14 protein-coding genes and 1 tRNA gene are annotated in these 15,306 nt (G+C 65.5%); all 15 read left to right on the forward strand.

Translation table 11 applies throughout. From position 1 onward, the window contains the following. Positions 1-191: 191 nt before the first annotated feature. Positions 192-276, forward strand: a tRNA-Leu gene (locus Q8X39_RS15940). A 258-nt stretch (positions 277-534) separates the two neighbouring features. Then, complete coding sequence (locus Q8X39_RS15945) at positions 535-894, forward strand: NADH-quinone oxidoreductase subunit A (RefSeq protein ID WP_305750667.1); 360 nt, start codon at positions 535-537, stop codon at positions 892-894. Between the two features lie 24 nt (positions 895-918). Continuing rightward, on the forward strand, positions 919-1,395 hold the full coding sequence (locus Q8X39_RS15950) for a NuoB/complex I 20 kDa subunit family protein (RefSeq protein ID WP_130480622.1): 477 nt from the start codon (positions 919-921) through the stop codon (positions 1,393-1,395). Positions 1,396-1,409: 14 nt separating this feature from the next. Next, a complete protein-coding gene (locus Q8X39_RS15955) occupies positions 1,410-2,009 on the forward strand; it encodes an NADH-quinone oxidoreductase subunit C (protein ID WP_305750668.1) in 600 nt (199 codons plus the stop codon). Between the two features lie 50 nt (positions 2,010-2,059). After that, on the forward strand, positions 2,060-3,313 hold the full coding sequence (locus Q8X39_RS15960) for an NADH-quinone oxidoreductase subunit D (RefSeq protein WP_305750669.1): 1,254 nt from the start codon (positions 2,060-2,062) through the stop codon (positions 3,311-3,313). Next, positions 3,310-3,816: an NADH-quinone oxidoreductase subunit NuoE family protein gene (locus tag Q8X39_RS15965; protein WP_305750670.1), complete on the forward strand. Its 507-nt coding sequence runs from the start codon at positions 3,310-3,312 to the stop codon at positions 3,814-3,816. The genes Q8X39_RS15960 and Q8X39_RS15965 overlap by 4 nt, the downstream gene beginning before the upstream one ends. Before the next feature lie 4 nt (positions 3,817-3,820). After that, positions 3,821-5,191, forward strand: coding sequence for an NADH-quinone oxidoreductase subunit NuoF (nuoF, locus tag Q8X39_RS15970; RefSeq protein ID WP_305750671.1), 1,371 nt, complete (start codon positions 3,821-3,823; stop codon positions 5,189-5,191). Between the two features lie 95 nt (positions 5,192-5,286). Next, positions 5,287-7,602 carry an NADH-quinone oxidoreductase subunit NuoG gene (gene nuoG / locus Q8X39_RS15975; RefSeq protein ID WP_305750672.1) on the forward strand — a complete coding sequence of 772 codons (2,316 nt, stop codon included), beginning with the start codon at positions 5,287-5,289 and terminating at the stop codon, positions 7,600-7,602. Positions 7,603-7,616: 14 nt separating this feature from the next. Beyond that, entirely contained in the window at positions 7,617-8,675 is a 1,059-nt protein-coding gene (gene nuoH, locus Q8X39_RS15980; RefSeq protein ID WP_305750673.1) for an NADH-quinone oxidoreductase subunit NuoH, read from the forward strand. A gap of 29 nt (positions 8,676-8,704) precedes the next feature. Further along, entirely contained in the window at positions 8,705-9,217 is a 513-nt protein-coding gene (gene nuoI, locus Q8X39_RS15985; RefSeq protein ID WP_305750674.1) for an NADH-quinone oxidoreductase subunit NuoI, read from the forward strand. Between the two features lie 78 nt (positions 9,218-9,295). Further along, positions 9,296-9,949: an NADH-quinone oxidoreductase subunit J gene (locus tag Q8X39_RS15990; RefSeq protein WP_305750675.1), complete on the forward strand. Its 654-nt coding sequence runs from the start codon at positions 9,296-9,298 to the stop codon at positions 9,947-9,949. After that, positions 9,949-10,257, forward strand: a complete 309-nt coding sequence (nuoK, locus tag Q8X39_RS15995) for an NADH-quinone oxidoreductase subunit NuoK (RefSeq protein ID WP_305750676.1) — start codon at positions 9,949-9,951, stop codon at positions 10,255-10,257. Before Q8X39_RS15990 ends, nuoK begins: the two co-directional genes overlap by 1 nt. Positions 10,258-10,277: 20 nt before the next feature. Beyond that, positions 10,278-12,311 (forward strand): NADH-quinone oxidoreductase subunit L, encoded by a 2,034-nt coding sequence (nuoL, locus tag Q8X39_RS16000; RefSeq protein ID WP_305750677.1) that lies wholly within the window; start codon positions 10,278-10,280, stop codon positions 12,309-12,311. An 18-nt stretch (positions 12,312-12,329) separates the two neighbouring features. Further along, a complete protein-coding gene (locus Q8X39_RS16005) occupies positions 12,330-13,802 on the forward strand; it encodes an NADH-quinone oxidoreductase subunit M (RefSeq protein ID WP_305750678.1) in 1,473 nt (490 codons plus the stop codon). A gap of 20 nt (positions 13,803-13,822) precedes the next feature. Further along, positions 13,823-15,301: an NADH-quinone oxidoreductase subunit NuoN gene (gene nuoN / locus Q8X39_RS16010; protein ID WP_305750679.1), complete on the forward strand. Its 1,479-nt coding sequence runs from the start codon at positions 13,823-13,825 to the stop codon at positions 15,299-15,301. Positions 15,302-15,306: the final 5 nt, after the last annotated feature.

Genomic DNA, 15,306 nt, shown 5'->3' on the forward strand with positions numbered 1-15,306 from the left:
ACATCTTGAGAGAAACCCTAGTCAGGGATAGAATGCTGGGCTGCGCTGTCGAGCAAACCTCACGCGAAACAGTGCAGCAAAAGGCAGTTTGACGAAGGCCCGGATCTTGTGGCGGGAAACTGCCGCAGGGCCTTGAAAGAGGTGCACCGAACGAGGTTCGCCTCACCCGGTGAGCGTCAGATTGCGGACATGCCGACGTGGTGAAATTGGTAGACACGCTATCTTGAGGGGGTAGTGGCGAAAGCTGTGCGAGTTCGAGTCTCGCCGTCGGCACCAAGTTTTGAAGTTGTTGTTGTTGAGACGACCCGAGGGTTGGCTGCACATCCGGCGGCCGGCCTCGCGCCCTGACAGCGATGGCCCTCATCCTGTCGGGGTGGGGTTGTCGGGCAGGGGAACAGTGGGCGCGCTGCGTGTGTGGCTGAAGCGGGGACTTCCCCCTCGGCCATGACGGCGCGCCTTGTTTTTGGCGGATGCAAACCGGGCCCGACCCGGTGACTGCCGGGGATCGCCCTGGCCTGATTCGAGGCTGTGACCATGAACCTGGAAAACTACCTGCCCGTCATCCTCTTCATCCTGGTCGGTGTCGGGGTAGGGGTGGCGCCCCAGGTCCTCGGCTTCCTGCTTGGCCCGCGTCGCCCTGACGCGGCGAAGAACTCCCCCTACGAATGCGGCTTCGAGGCGTTTGAAGACGCGCGCATGAAGTTCGATGTGCGCTACTACCTCGTGGCCATCCTGTTCATCCTCTTCGACCTCGAGATCGCCTTCCTGTTCCCCTGGGCGGTCTCCCTGCGCGAGATCGGCGCCACCGGCTTCTGGGCCATGATGGTCTTCCTGGGCATCCTCGTCGTGGGCTTCGTCTACGAGTGGAAAAAAGGCGCCCTGGACTGGGAATGACGCGCGCGATCACAAGGACTCATCATGGGCATTGAAGGCGTACTCAAGGAAGGCTTCGTCACCACCAGTGTCGATGCCCTGATCAACTGGTCGAAGACGGGCTCGCTGTGGCCCATGACCTTCGGTCTGGCGTGCTGTGCCGTCGAGATGATGCATGCAGGCGCCTCGCGCTACGACATCGATCGCTTCGGCATGCTGTTCCGTCCCAGCCCGCGTCAGAGTGACCTGATGATCGTGGCCGGCACGCTGTGCAACAAGATGGGTCCTGCGCTGCGCAAGGTCTACGACCAGATGGCCGAACCCCGCTGGGTGCTGAGCATGGGCTCCTGTGCCAATGGCGGCGGCTATTACCACTACAGCTACTCGGTGGTGCGCGGTTGCGACCGCATCGTGCCGGTCGACGTGTACGTGCCGGGCTGCCCGCCGACGGCCGAGGCACTGCTCTACGGCATCCTGCAACTGCAGGCCAAGATCCGTCGCGAAAACACCATCGCGCGCTGAATGTCGGCACCGTCATGACGCAAAAACTCGACACCCTCCAGGCTGCGCTGCAGCGCGTGCTCGGCGACCGTGCCGCGCAACTCGTGCGCGAACGCGGCGAACTGACGCTGACGATCAACCATCTCGTCTATGGCGATGTGGCGCGCACGCTGCGTGACCATCCCGAGCTCGCCTTCGAGCAGCTGCTCGACGTCTGCGGCATGGACTACAGCGGCTATAAGGACGGTGCCCACGAAGGCCCGCGCTACGCCGCTGTCTCGCACCTGCTGTCGGTGACGCACAACTGGCGTCTGCGCATCCGCGTCTTCGCGGCCGATGACGACTTCCCGGTCGTGGCTTCGGTGACGCCGATCTGGAGCGGCGCGAACTGGTTCGAGCGCGAGGCCTTCGACATGTTCGGCATCGTCTTCGACGGCCACGCCGACCTGCGCCGCATCCTGACCGACTACGGCTTCATCGGTCACCCCATGCGCAAGGACTTCCCCGTCACTGGCCACGTCGAGATGCGCTACGACCCCGAGCAGAAGCGCGTCATCTACCAGCCGGTCACGATCGAGCCGCGCGAGATCACGCCGCGGATCATCCGCGAGGACAACTACGGCGGCCTGCACTGACGTGCCCGCCCAGGCCCGTCCCGTCCACCGCGCGCGAGTGAGCAACAGTCATGGCTGAAATCAAGAACTACACGCTGAACTTCGGTCCCCAGCACCCGGCGGCACACGGCGTGCTTCGCCTCGTGCTGGAACTGGACGGCGAGGTGATCCAGCGTGCCGACCCGCACATCGGCCTGCTGCATCGCGGCACCGAGAAGCTGGCCGAGCAGAAGACCTTCATCCAGTCGCTGCCCTACATGGACCGTCTCGACTACGTGTCCATGATGTGCAACGAGCACGCCTACTGCCTGGCCATCGAGAAGCTGCTGGGTGTCGACGTGCCCGAGCGTGCGCAGTACATCCGCGTGATGTTCAGCGAGATCACACGCCTGCTGAACCACCTGCTGTGGCTGGGCTGCCATGGCATGGACTGCGGCGCGATGAACATGCTGATCTACTGCTTCCGCGAGCGGGAAGACCTGTTCGACATGTACGAGGCGGTCTCCGGCGCGCGCATGCATGCGGCCTATTTCCGCCCGGGCGGGGTCTACCGCGACCTGCCGGACACGATGCCGCAGTACAAGGTCAGCAAGATCCGCAACGCCAAGGCAATGGCGCGTCTGAACGAGAACCGCCAGGGCTCGTTGCTCGACTTCATCGACGACTTCACGCAGCGTTTCCCGACCATGGTCGACGAGTACGAGACGCTGCTGACCGACAACCGGATCTGGAAGCAGCGCACGGTGGGCATCGGCGTGCTGACGCCCGAACGGGCACTGAACCTGGGCCTGACCGGCGCGATGATCCGTGGCTCGGGCATCGCCTGGGACCTGCGCAAGACGCAGCCCTACGACGTCTATGACCGCATGGACTTCGATGTGCCGGTGGGCGTCAACGGCGACACCTACGACCGCTACCTCGTGCGGGTCGAGGAGATGCGCCAGTCCAACCGGATCATCCAGCAGTGCGTCGCCTGGCTGCGCGCCAACCCGGGTCCGGTGATCACCGACAACCACAAGGTCGCTCCGCCGTCGCGCGTCGAGATGAAGACCTCGATGGAAGAGCTGATCCACCACTTCAAGCTGTTCACCGAAGGCTTCCATGTGCCCGAAGGCCAGGCCTATGCCGCCGTCGAGCACCCGAAGGGCGAGTTCGGCATCTACCTCGTCAGCGACGGCGCGAACAAGCCGTATCGCCTGAAGATCCGTGCCCCCGGCTTCGCGCATCTGGCCGCCCTCGACGAGATGTCGCGCGGCCACATGATTGCCGACGCGGTCGCGATCATCGGCACCATGGACATCGTTTTCGGCGAGATCGACCGATGAGCAAGAACTCCTTCTCCGACGCCACGCTGCAGCGCTTCGCGCGCGAGGTGGCCAAGTACCCGTCCGACCAGAAGCAGTCGGCCGTGATGGCCTGCCTGTCGATCGTGCAGCAGGAGCAGGGCTGGGTCTCGCCCGAGGCCGAGCGCGGCATCGCCGAGGTGCTGGGCATGGCGCCGATCGCGGTGCACGAGGTCACGACCTTCTACAACATGTACAACCAGCAGCCGGTGGGCAAGTTCAAGCTCAACGTCTGCACCAACCTGCCTTGCCAGCTGCGCAACGGCCAGGCCGCGCTGGAGCACCTGTGCAGCAAGCTCGGCATCGAGGCCGGCGGCACGACGCCCGATGGCCTGTTCACGGTCCAGCAATGCGAATGCCTGGGTGCCTGCGCCGACGCCCCGGTCATGCTGGTCAATGACCGCAAGATGATCAGCTACCTCAGCAACGACAAGCTCGATGCGGTGGTCGACGCCCTGAAGTCCAACGCCATCCTGGGTGCGTGACGCGATGACGCCTGAACAGATCACCGAACTCGACCGCGTGCTGGCGCCGTTCCAGGCGACCGGCGCCGAGACCTGCTTCCACGGCCGCCACGTCAACCCGCAGATCTATGCGGGCCTGGACGGCAGCAACTGGCGCCTGGCCGACTACGAGGCCCGTGGCGGCTACCAGGCACTGCGCAAGATCCTGGCGCAAGGCGAGGGCGCAGGCATGACGCCCGACCAGGTCATCGCCGAGGTCAAGGCTTCCGGCTTGCGTGGCCGTGGCGGTGCGGGCTTCCCGACCGGCCTCAAGTGGAGCTTCATGCCGCGTGCGCTGCCGGTGCAGAAGTACCTCGTCTGCAATTCGGACGAGGGCGAGCCGGGCACGTGCAAGGACCGCGACATCCTGGCCTACAACCCGCATACCGTCATCGAGGGCATGATCATCGCGGCCTACGCGATGGGCATCACCGTGGGCTACAACTACATCCACGGCGAGATCTTCGAGGTCTACGAGCGCTTCGAGGAAGCGCTGCGAGAGGCCCGTGCGGCCGGCTACCTCGGCAACAACATCCTGGGCAGCAACCACAGCTTCCAGCTGCATGCGCACCACGGCTTCGGCGCCTACATCTGCGGCGAGGAAACCGCGCTGCTGGAATCGCTCGAGGGGAAGAAGGGCCAGCCGCGCTTCAAGCCGCCGTTCCCGGCGAGCTTCGGCCTGTACGGCAAGCCCACGACGATCAACAACACCGAGACCTTCGGCGCGGTGCCCTGGATCATCCGCCACGGCGGTCCGGCCTACCTCGCGTGCGGCAAGCCCAACAACGGCGGCACCAAGATCTTCTCGATGGTCGGCGACGTCGAGCGTCCCGGCAACTACGAGATCCCGCTGGGCACCTCGTTCGCGCAGCTGCTGGAAATGGCCGGCGGCGTGAAGGGCGGTCGCAAGCTCAAGGCGGTGATCCCGGGTGGATCGTCCGCGCCGGTGCTGCCCGCGCACATCATGATGGACATCACGATGGACTACGACGCCATCAGCAAGGCCGGCTCGATGCTGGGCTCGGGCGCCGTGATCGTGATGGACGAGACCCGCTGCATGGTCAAGAGCCTGCAGCGCCTGTCCTACTTCTATTCGCATGAATCGTGCGGCCAGTGCACGCCCTGCCGCGAAGGCACCGGCTGGCTCTGGCGCATGGTTGACCGCATCGAGAACGGCCACGGCCGTCCGGATGACCTCGCGCTGCTCGACAACGTCGCCGAGAACATCATGGGCCGCACCATCTGCGCGCTTGGTGATGCGGCGGCGATGCCGGTGCGGGGCATGCTCAAGCACTTCCGCGACGAGTTCGTGCATCACATCGAGCACAAGCGCTGCATCGTCCCGGCCTACGTCTGAAGCCTGTTGAGATGCGGCGCTTCCACTTCCCCCATCCGACCCTGCGTGCCGACGGCACGCAGCGGGCGTCGTGAGCCGCGTCGCGGTTGAACACCATGATTGAAATCGAACTCGACGGCAAGAAGGTCTCGGTCCAGGAAGGCAGCATGGTGATGCATGCTGCCGAGGCTGCGGGCACCTACATCCCGCACTTCTGCTATCACAAGAAGCTCTCGATCGCGGCCAACTGCCGCATGTGCCTGGTCGACGTCGAGAAGGCGCCCAAGCCGATGCCGGCCTGCGCCACGCCGGTCACGCAGGGCATGATCGTGCGCACCAAGAGCGACAAGGCCATCAAGGCCCAGCAGTCGGTCATGGAGTTCCTGCTGATCAACCACCCGCTGGACTGCCCCATCTGCGACCAGGGCGGCGAGTGCCAGCTGCAGGACCTCGCGGTGGGCTACGGCAAGTCGGCCTCGCGCTACGAGGAAGAAAAGCGCGTCGTCTTCCCGAAGGACGTCGGACCGCTGATCTCGATGGAAGAGATGAGCCGGTGCATCCACTGCACCCGCTGCGTGCGCTTCGGCCAGGAGATCGCCGGCCAGATGGAACTGGGCATGGCCCACCGCGGCGAGCACTCCGAGATCACGACCTTCCTGAGCGGCACGGTGGACTCCGAGCTGTCGGGCAACATGATCGACATCTGCCCGGTCGGCGCGCTGACCAGCAAGCCCTTCCGCTACAGCGCCCGCACCTGGGAGCTGTCGCGCCGCAAGAGCGTCAGCCCGCATGACAGCACCGGTGCCAACCTGATCGTCCAGGTCAAGAACCACCAGGTCCTGCGCGTCGTTCCGCTGGAGAACGAGGCCGTCAACGAGTGCTGGATCGCCGACCGCGACCGCTACAGCTACGAGGCCCTCAACGGCGACGCCCGCAACACCAGCCCCATGCTCAAGCAGGGTGGCCAGTGGAAGCCGGTCGACTGGCAGACCGCGCTGGAATACGTCGCCAACGGTCTGAAGCAGATCAGCCGCGACCACGGGGCGAACGCCATCGGCGCGCTCGCCTCGGCCGGCTCGACCACCGAGGAACTGCACCTGCTGGCGCAGCTGGTGCGTGGCCTCGGCAGCGACAACATCGACCATCGCCTCGGCCGCAGCGACTTCCGCCAGGATCCGGCCCGCGTGCAGTGGCTGGGCACCTCGATCGCCAGCCTGTCGACGCTGGACCGCGTGCTGGTCGTCGGCTCCTTCCTGCGCAAGGACCACCCGCTGTTCGCCCAGCGCATCCGCCAGGCTGCCCGTCACGGCGCGCTGGTCACGCGCGTGCACGGTGTGGCCGAGGACTGGCTGATGCCGGTGGCCGCCGAGGCCATCGCCGCGCCCTCGGAATGGGTCCGTTCGCTGGCCGAGATCGCCGCAGCGGTCGCCATGACCAAGGGCATCGCCGCACCGTTCGACGTGGCCGCCGGCGACATCGCCAAGGCCATCGCGCTGGGCCTGCTGGGTGGCCAGCGCAAGGCCATCCTGCTGGGCAACGCCGCCGTGCGTCACCCGCAGGCGGCCGACCTGCAGGCGCTGGCCCAGTGGCTGGGCGAGCACACCGGCGCGAGCGTCGGCTTCCTGGGCGAGGGCGGCAACGCCGTCGGTGCCCAGCTGGTCGGCGCGCTCCCGCGCACCGATGGACTGGACGCTGCCGCGATGCTGGCGCAGCCGCGCAAGGCCTACCTGCTGTTCAACACCGAGCCGGTGCTGGACGCAGCCAACGCCGCACAGGCCGCCGCCGCACTGGCCGCCGCCGAGATGGTCGTCGCCTTCAGCCCGTTCAGCGCCAATGTCGAACAGGCCGACGTGCTGCTGCCGATCGCGCCCTTCACCGAGACCGGTGGCGCCTTCGTCAACGCCGACGGCCGTGTGCAGAGCTTCCACGGCGTGGTGCGTCCGCTGGGCGACACCCGCCCGGGCTGGAAGGTCCTGCGCGTGCTGGGCAACCTGCTGGGCCTGCCGGGCTTCAGTCAGGAGACGGTCGAGGAAGTCCGTGCCCAGGCGCTGGGCGACGTTGCCGCGATCCCGGCCCGCCTGGACAACCGCACCACCGTGCTGGCGCAACTCAACGCGCCGGTCGCCGGCCTGCAGCGCCTGGCCGACACCCCGATCTATGCCACCGACAGCATGGTGCGCCGCGCCCCCTCGCTGCAGAAGACCGCTGACGCCAGCGCCACCCCGGTCGCCCTGCCGGGCGCGTTGTGGACCGCGCTGGGCCTGCGCGAAGGTGTCGCGCAGGTGCGTGTCTCGCAGGGCGGCGTGGCCGTCACGCTGAGCGCCGTGCGCGATGACCGCCTGGCCGCCGACACCGTGCGCGTCAGCACCGGCCTGGCCGCCACGGCCGCGCTGGGTGCCGCCTTCGGTCCGGTCAACGTCGAAACCGCCTGAGCCTGGACCTGAACATGCTGGATACCCTGCAAACCTTCGGAAGCTCGACGCTGGGCGGTGCCTGGCCGGTGGTCTGGACGCTGATCAAGATCGTCGCCGTGCTGCTGCCGCTGATGGGCTGCGTGGCCTACCTGACGCTGTGGGAGCGCAAGGCCATCGGCTGGACCCAGATCCGTCCGGGCCCGAACCGCGTCGGACCCTGGGGCCTGCTGACCCCGATCGCCGACGCGGTCAAGCTGATCTTCAAGGAGATCATCACCCCGACGGCGGCCAACAAGGGCCTGTTCTTCCTCGGCCCGATCATGACCATCATGCCGGCGCTGGCCGCCTGGGTGGTCGTGCCCTTCGGTCCGGAGGTCGCGCTGGCCAACGTCAACGCCGGCCTGCTGTTCCTGATGGCGATCACCTCGCTCGAGGTCTACGGCGTGATCATCGCCGGCTGGGCGTCCAACTCGAAGTACGCCTTCCTGGGCGCGATGCGTGCCTCGTCCCAGATGATCAGCTACGAGATCGCGATGGGCTTCGCCTTCGTGGTGGTGCTGATGGTGACGGGCAGCCTGAACATGACCGACATCGTGGTCAGCCAGACCCAGGGCGCCTTCGCCAGCATGGGCCTGAACTTCCTGTCCTGGAACTGGCTGCCGCTGCTGCCGATCTTCGTTGTCTATTTCATCTCGGGCCTGGCCGAGACCAACCGCCATCCCTTCGACGTCGTCGAAGGCGAGGCCGAGATCGTCGCCGGCCACATGATCGAGTACTCGGGCATGTCGTTCGCGATGTTCTTCCTGGCCGAGTACGCCAACATGTGGCTGGTCTCCATCCTGACCGTCATCATGTTCTTGGGCGGCTGGGATGCGCCGATCGCCGCGCTGAGCTTCATCCCGGGCTGGATCTGGCTGGGCATCAAGACCTTCTGCGTCGTCACCATGTTCCTGTGGGTGCGCGCCACCTTCCCGCGCTACCGCTATGACCAGATCATGCGTCTGGGCTGGAAGATCTTCATCCCGGTCACCCTTGTCTGGCTGATCGTCGTGGGCCTGTGGATGCAGTCGCCCTGGAACATCTGGCATTGAGCCGCATGAGCCCCGACCAGGAAACCACCATGTCTGCCGCCGCCCCCGTCAAGGACTTCTCCTTCAAGGACTTCATCTCCAGCTTCATGCTGCTGGAGCTGCTGAAGGGCCTGAAGCTCACCGGCCGTCATTTCTTCCAGCGCACGGTCACCGTGCAGTTCCCGGAAGAGAAGACGCCGCTGTCGCCGCGCTTCCGCGGCCTGCACGCCTTGCGCCGCTACGAGAACGGTGAAGAGCGCTGCATCGCCTGCAAGCTGTGCGAGGCGGTCTGCCCCGCCATGGCCATCACGATCGAGTCGGACGTGCGTGCCGACGGCAGCCGCCGTACCACGCGCTACGACATCGACCTGACCAAGTGCATCTTCTGCGGCTTCTGCGAGGAAAGCTGCCCGGTGGACTCGATCGTCGAGACCCACATCTTCGAATACCACGGCGAAAAGCGTGGCGACCTGTACTTCACGAAGGACATGTTGCTGGCCGTCGGTGACCGCTACGAAAAAGACATCGCAGCCAACAAGGAGGCGGACGCCAAGTACCGCTGAACCGCGCGAGCGGCGGGCCGTGGACCCCACGGCCCGGTTGCTGCTGCGCCGGTCTCACGCGACGTACCCCGAGACGACATGGAAACCACCACCGCGCTCTTCTACGTCTTTGCCGCGATCCTTCTCTTCGCGGCCTTCCGGGTCATCACCGCCCGCAGCCCCGTCCATTCGGCGCTGTACCTGGTGCTGGCGTTCTTCAATGCCAGCTGCGTCTGGATGCTGCTTCAGGCCGAGTTCCTGGCGATCTCGCTGGTGCTCGTCTACGTCGGCGCCGTGATGGTGCTGTTCCTGTTCGTCGTGATGATGCTGGACATCAACATCGACGCGCTGCGGCAGGGTTTCTGGAACCACTTCCCGGTGGCTGGAACGGTGGGCGTGATCATCGCCCTCGAGATGGCCGTCGTGCTGATGCGGGGCTTCAACCTGCCGACCGCCAAGCCCATGCAGGGCCCGGCCGGCATGCCCAACGCGAAGCTGCTGGGCATCGAGATCTACACGAACTACCTGTACCCGCTCGAGATCGCCGCCGTGCTGCTGCTGGTGGCCATCATCGCGGCCATCGCGCTGACGCTGCGCCGTCGCAAGGACGTGAAGGGTCAGGACCCGAGCCAGCAGGTGCGTGCCCGCAAGGCTGACCGCCTGCGGATCGTGAAGATGGACGCCGTGCGCGAGCTGCCGGCTGCGCCCGATGCTGACGCCGCTGCCGCTGCGGCCCCGAAAGGACAAGCGTGATGACCATCGGCCTCGGACACTATCTGACGCTGGGCGCGATCCTGTTCGCGCTGTCGGTGATCGGCATCTTCCTGAACCGCAAGAACCTGATCGTGCTGCTGATGGCCATCGAGCTGATGCTGCTGGCGGTCAACCTGAACTTCGTGGCCTTCTCGCACTATCTGGGCGACATGGCCGGGCAGGTCTTCGTGTTCTTCATCCTGACCGTCGCGGCCGCCGAATCGGCCATCGGTCTGGCCATCCTGGTGGTGCTGTTCCGCAACCGCTCGACGATCAATGTCGATGAACTCGACACGCTGAAGGGCTGAGGCCAGAGGGAAGAACACAAATGACCGAGCTCTCGCTAACCACCCTGCTGGCCGTGCCGCTGGCGCCGCTGGCCGGCGCGGTGATCGCCGGCTTCTTCGGCAAGACCGTGGGTCGCCGCGGCGCCCACGTCGTGACCATCCTCGGCGTCCTGATCGCCTTCGTGCTGTCGGCGCTGACGCTGCAGCAGGTGATGGACGGTGCCCGCTTCAACCAGACCGTCTACGAATGGATGGTGCTGGGCGGCCTGAAGATGGAAGTCGGCTTCCTGGTCGACGGCCTGACCGCCATGATGATGGTGGTCGTCACCTTCGTCTCGCTGATGGTGCACATCTACACCATCGGCTACATGGAGGAGGATCCGGGCTACCAGCGATTCTTCTCGTACATCTCGCTGTTCACCTTCTCGATGCTGATGCTCGTGATGAGCAACAACTTCCTGCAGCTGTTCTTCGGCTGGGAAGCGGTCGGCCTGGTGTCCTATCTGCTGATCGGCTTCTGGTTCAAGAAGCCCACCGCGATCTTCGCCAACATGAAGGCCTTCCTGGTCAACCGGGTCGGCGATTTCGGCTTCATCCTGGGCATCGGCCTGATCGTCGCCTACGCCGGCACGCTGAACTACAGCGAGACCTTCGCGCAGGCCGGCGAGTACGCCAAGCTGCCGTTCCCTGGCACCGACTGGATGCTCATCACGGTGACCTGCATCTGCCTGTTCATCGGCGCGATGGGCAAGAGCGCGCAGTTCCCGCTGCACGTCTGGCTGCCCGACTCGATGGAAGGCCCGACCCCGATCTCCGCGCTGATCCACGCCGCCACCATGGTGACGGCCGGTATCTTCATGGTCGCGCGCATGTCGCCGCTGTTCGAGCTGTCGGACACCGCGTTGAGCTTCATCCTCATCATCGGCGCCATCACCGCGCTGTTCATGGGCTTCCTGGGCATCATCCAGAACGACATCAAGCGCGTCGTCGCGTACTCGACGCTCTCGCAGCTCGGCTACATGACCATGGCGCTGGGCGCCTCGGCCTACTCGGTCGCCGTCTTCCACCTGATGACGCACGCCTTCTTCAAGGCCTTGCTGTTCCTCGGTGCCGGCTCCGTGATCATCGGCATGCACCACGACCAGGACATCCGGAACATGGGCGGCCTGTGGAAGCGCATGCCCATCACCTGGATCACCTCGCTGCTGGGTTCGCTCGCGCTGATCGGCACGCCCTTCTTCGCCGGCTTCTACTCGAAGGACTCGATCATCGAGGCACTGCATGCCAGCAACCTGGCCGCCGCGCACTGGGCCTACTGGGCTGCGGTGATCGGCGTGTTCGTGACGGCGTTCTATTCCTTCCGGATGTACTTCCTGGTCTTCCACGGCAAGGAAAACTTTCACCACAAGCCCTTTCCGCCGGAAGACGACCACGCGCACGACGACGACCATGCCGATGACCATGGTCATGGTCATGGCCACGCGCATGCCCACGAGCCTCACGAGTCCCCCTGGGTCGTGACGCTGCCGCTGGTGCTGCTGGCCATCCCGTCGGTCATCGTCGGCTACCTGACGATCGGCCCGCTGGTGCACGGCGACTTCTTCAAGGACGCGATCCTCGTCAACGCAGCCCTCCACCCGGCCATGCAGACGCTGTCGGAGGAGTTCCACGGTGCTGCCGCGATGGCGATGCATGCCGTCTCGACGCTGCCGTTCTGGCTCGCGCTGGCCGGTGTCGTGACCGCCTACGTGTTCTACATGCTGGTGCCGGCGATCCCGGCGACGCTGGGCCGCGTGCTGTCGCCGCTGGTCACCGTGATGCAGAACAAGTACTACCTCGACGCCTTCAACGAGCACGTGCTCGCCGCTGGCGCCCGCCTGCTCGGCCGTGGTCTCTGGAAGGGTGGCGACGTCGCCATCATCGACGGCGCGGTCGTCAACGGATCGGCTCGCCTGATCGGCTGGATCGCGTCGCTGGTCCGTCTGTTCCAGACCGGCTACATCTATCACTACGCACTGGTCATGCTCGTCGGCGTCTTCGCGCTGATGAGCTGGTTCGTGTTCCAGGCGCGCTGAGCCGGGGAAACGAAGAACATGGCTTATCTCTCTCTCGCCATCTGGCTGCCGATCGCCTTCGGCGCCGTGCTGCTGGCCCTCGGTCGTGACGACAACGCCGGCGTGGTGCGCTGGATCGCGCTGGTCGGCGCGGTCGTCAGCTTCCTCGTCACGATCCCGCTGATCACCGGCTTCGACGTCGGCAGTGCCGCGATGCAGTTCCAGGAACTTCAGCCCTGGATCGCCCGCTTCAACGTCAACTACCACCTGGGCGTCGACGGCATCTCGGTGTGGTTCGTGCTGCTGACCGCCTTCATCACCGTGATCGTCGTGATCGCGGCCTGGGAGGTCATCACCCTGCGCGTGCACCAGTACATGGGTGCCTTCCTGATCCTGTCGGGCCTGATGGTTGGCGTCTTCAGCGCAGTCGACGGCCTGCTGTTCTACGTCTTCTTCGAGGCGACCCTGATCCCGATGTACATCATCATCGGCATCTGGGGTGGCCCGCGGCGCGTCTACGCGGCCTTCAAGTTCTTCCTGTACACGCTCGCCGGCTCGCTGCTGATGCTGATCGCGCTGATCTACCTGTACTACAAGTCGGGTGGCAGCTTCGACATCCTGGCCTGGCACAAGCTGCCGCTGGGCATGACCGCGCAGGCGCTGCTGTTCGGGGCCTTCTTCGCCGCCTTCTCGGTCAAGGTGCCGATGTGGCCGGTTCACACCTGGCTGCCCGACGCCCACGTCGAGGCGCCCACCGGCGGCTCGGTCGTGCTGGCCGCGATCATGCTCAAGCTCGGGGCCTACGGCTTCCTGCGCTTCTCGATGCCGATCGCGCCGGATGCCGCGCACACCTACGGCCCGGTCATCATCGCGCTGTCGCTGATCGCGGTGATCTACATCGGCCTGGTTGCGCTGGTGCAGAACGACATGAAGAAGCTGGTGGCCTATTCGTCGATCGCGCACATGGGCTTCGTCACGCTCGGCTTCTTCATCTTCAGCGAACTGGGCATCTCCGGCGGCCTGGTGCAGATGATCTCGCACGGCTTCGTCTCGGGCGCGATGTTCCTGTCCATCGGCGTGTTGTACGACCGTGTCCACTCCCGCGAGATCGCCAGCTACGGCGGCGTGGTCAACACCATGCCCAAGTTCGCGGCGTTCGCGGTCTTCTTCGGCATGGCCAACTGCGGTCTGCCGGGCACTGCCGGCTTCATCGGCGAGTGGATGGTCATCCTCGGCGCCGTCAAGTACAACTTCTGGATTGGCCTGCTCGCCGCGACCGCGCTGATCTTCGGCGCCGCCTACACGCTGTGGATGATCAAGCGGGTCTACTTCGGCGACGTCACCAACGACGACGTCCGTGAACTCACCGACATCAACGCACGCGAGTTCCTGATGCTGGCCGTGCTCGCCGTCGCCACGCTGGCGATGGGCCTGTACCCGAAGCCCTTCACCGACGTCATGCACAGTTCCGTCACGGAACTGATCCGCCACGTCGGCGTCTCGAAACTCTGATCCACGGAACCGCTCGCACCATGACATCGATGAACTGGAACGCGATCCTTCCGGAGATCGTGCTGCTGGTGATGGCCTGCGTCGTCGCGCTGGCCGATCTCTTCGTGACCGACCCGCAGCGTCGCCCGACCTATCGCCTGACGCTGCTGACGCTGGCCGTCTATGGCGCGCTGCATCTGGCTTATTTCCAGAACGCGACGCCCGAGTTCGCCGCCAACGGCATGATCGTCTCGGACCCGATGGGCCACCTGCTGACCTTCTTCGCGACGGTTGCCGTGGCCGTCACGCTGGTCTATGCGCAGCCCTACGTGGCCAGCCGCGAGATGCTCAAGGGCGAGCTGTTCACGCTGAGCCTGCTGTCGCTGCTGGGCATCTCGATCATGGTGTCGGGCGCCCACCTGCTGATGATCTACCTCGGCCTGGAGCTGATGAGCCTGTCGCTGTACGCACTGGTCGCGCTGCGTCGCGACAACGCCCAGGCGACCGAGGCGGCGATGAAGTACTTCGTGCTGGGCGCGCTCGCATCGGGCTTCCTGCTCTACGGCATGTCCATGATGTACGGCGCAACCGGCAGCCTCGAGCTGGCCGGCGTGTTCGAGGCCATCAACAAGGGCGAGCCCAACAAGCAGGTGCTGGTCTTCGGCATCGTCTTCATCGTCTCGGGCCTCGCCTTCAAGCTCGGCGCCGTGCCCTTCCACATGTGGGTGCCCGACGTCTACCACGGTGCCCCGACCGCCGCGACGCTGCTGATCGCCGGCGCGCCCAAGATCGCCGCCTTCGGCATGGCCATGCGCCTGCTGGTCGACGGCCTGATCGGCCTGGCCGTGGACTGGCAGCAGATGCTGGTCGTGCTGTCGGTCTGCTCGCTGGTGGTCGGCAACCTCGCCGCCATCGCACAGAGCAACCTCAAGCGCATGCTGGCCTACTCGACCATCGCGCAGATGGGCTTCGTGCTGCTGGGCCTGGTGCCGGGCGTGATCAACGGCAACACCGTGTCGGCCGCCAATGCCTACAGCTCGGCCATGTTCTACATCCTGACCTACGTGGTCACGACGCTGGGCACCTTCGGGCTGATCATGCTGATGGCCCGCCAGGGCTTCGAGGCCGACCAGATCGAAGACCTCGCCGGCCTGAACCAGCGCAACCCGCTGATGGCGGCCGTCATGGCGGTCTTCATGTTCTCGCTGGCCGGCATTCCGCCGACGGTGGGCTTCTACGCCAAGCTGTCGGTGCTGCAGGCACTGGTCTCGACCAACGACAGCGGCTACATCGGCCTGGCGATCTTCTCGGTGATGATGTCGCTGATCGGCGCCTTCTACTACCTGCGGGTCGTCAAGGTCATGTACTTCGACGAGGCCACCGATGCCAGCGCGATCCAGGCGCCGGCGCAGGCCCGTGCGGTGCTGTCGCTCAACGGAGCGGCCGTGCTGGTGCTCGGCGTGCTGCCGGGCGGCCTGATGGCCATGTGCGCCTACGCCATCAAGGCGCTGGCGACCTGATCCGC

It is taken from the genome of Leptothrix discophora (assembly GCF_030705305.1).
Lineage (GTDB): Bacteria > Pseudomonadota > Gammaproteobacteria > Burkholderiales > Burkholderiaceae_C > Sphaerotilus > Sphaerotilus discophorus.